Origin of the sequence: Okeania sp. SIO2B9, assembly GCF_010672505.1 — a bacterium.
Classification (GTDB): domain Bacteria; phylum Cyanobacteriota; class Cyanobacteriia; order Cyanobacteriales; family Microcoleaceae; genus Okeania; species Okeania hirsuta.
Genome location: NZ_JAAHGK010001508.1, coordinates 1 through 1,652 on the forward strand (window position 1 = coordinate 1; position 1,652 = coordinate 1,652).

Here is a 1,652-nt window from a genome sequence, read left to right on the forward strand (position 1 = left end):
GGTTTTGAATTAAGCGAATCTGAAATTCTCTCATTTTTCTAGCATCTTCAATGGGTGCATATCAATTTTGAATAAAGCCAAAAATTTATCGCTTTTAGGCAACAGGCAACAGGCAACAGGCAACAGGGAATATATAGAAAAAGAGTATTTTTGCAAATATTGAGATGTACCTATTGAGATGCATCCTCTTTAATTATGGCTTACCGATTAAATTTCAAACCATTGACTGAGATAGGCTAAAGCCTTTTTTGGGTTGAAAAAAATACCAGGTTTTCAGTCCAAAACCCTCAAAAAGTTAGCATAAAAGGCATAATAATTGCAGAAAAATCACTCTAATAATTGTTCCGACTACCTCCTAATTAAATTCTATTCTCCGCTCCTCCTAACTACTCCCCCACTCCCCTACTTCCCTACTCCTGAAAAAAACTTTTTCAGCAAACCCTAATTGAAGGCGATCGCCATTCCGATTAAGACCAAGCGGGATGAGATAATATAGAGGCAAACATTCGCACCCCACGCAGTAAATTGGATAGAGGTAGATGGCCTTTTGGCGCACTCAAATCCCAGGTAAATTCATTTGGATATCTCGTCCAAGTATTGCCATTTTTCCAGCCAATTTTGGGCAGCAACTTATCCCAATTTTTACCTACCCTTAACCACATTTCTCTCTGTACAGAATACCCAAATTTACCTTCTGAATAAACCAACCACATAGTATTAATAGTCTGGAAATCTGGAATAGGAATACTATCTACTTCTGAAAAATAAAGCCATTTTCTTTGTATAGCTGCCTCTCCTGCCAATTCACACAATTTTTGCATAGTTAATTTATCAGCTTCTAAAAAATCTTGATGAGCTAGTTTGATTTGTATATGACTATAGTCAACATTAGATTCTGATTTGATCGGTACAATTCCTAGAGGAAAGTTTTTATTTATAAATTCATCAACTTTCGATGAATCTATTTGACGTAAAACTTGGTATATTTTTCCTGAAATTATAGTAGGTGAATCTGATTTTTGTGCTTGTAAAAATTCCATTAATATTTGCCAACCATCATTCCCTGTTTGGGCCAAAATAGGAATTACTTGTAGCTGTTTTTTTTCAGAACCAGATTCTAATTGAGACTGCAGTTCAGCTATATTAGATGAAGCGTTTGTTGTAGAATTAATCCTTGATTCTGTCATAAAATTACTGTGTATTTCAGCTTTTGAAGTTATATGAAATATAAAAAAGAATGCTACGAATAATTTAGCTGGTTAAAAAACTTTACCCAGAAATGTCGATTTGACTCAAAACAGAGTTTTACTCTAATAAATGATATGTAGGTTGTTCCTACTAACTCGGCCCTCCTGTACCTCGCCCTACTGATGGCTCCCCTACCTGACTCCTGGAAACAGCCGTGCGTATTTGTAGCCAAAATCTTAGTATTTCATATTAATTGGTAATTTACAACTATTTATTATCTAAAATACGATTAATAATTGCAGTAGTGGAAGTCGAAACTTCTATTTGAACTAAAGAAATTTTACCACCATATCCCATAACTATTGATGCTTCGGGTAATGTTTCAACCGAATAGTCCCCACCTTTAACATAGATATCAGGTTTCAGCCGTTCTATCAGATGAGTAGCAGTCGTTTCATCAAACA

General features: G+C 35.1%; 1 protein-coding gene and 1 pseudogene. Both read right to left on the minus strand.

What is annotated here, in order from left to right; translation table 11 throughout:
- Positions 1 to 467: 467 nt before the first annotated feature.
- The gene (locus F6K13_RS32120; protein WP_124147524.1) at positions 468 to 1,187 is read right to left on the minus strand and encodes a GUN4 domain-containing protein; all 720 of its coding nucleotides are present in this window, start codon (positions 1,185 to 1,187) and stop codon (positions 468 to 470) included.
- A gap of 268 nt (positions 1,188 to 1,455) precedes the next feature.
- Positions 1,456 to 1,652: pseudogene (locus F6K13_RS32125) on the minus strand (D-glycero-beta-D-manno-heptose 1-phosphate adenylyltransferase); the annotation flags it as partial.

Coding starts and splice junctions, on each gene's coding strand:
- F6K13_RS32120 (WP_124147524.1), bottom strand. CDS start 1,187: ATGACAGAATCAAGGATTAATTCTACAACAAACGCTTCATCTAATATA.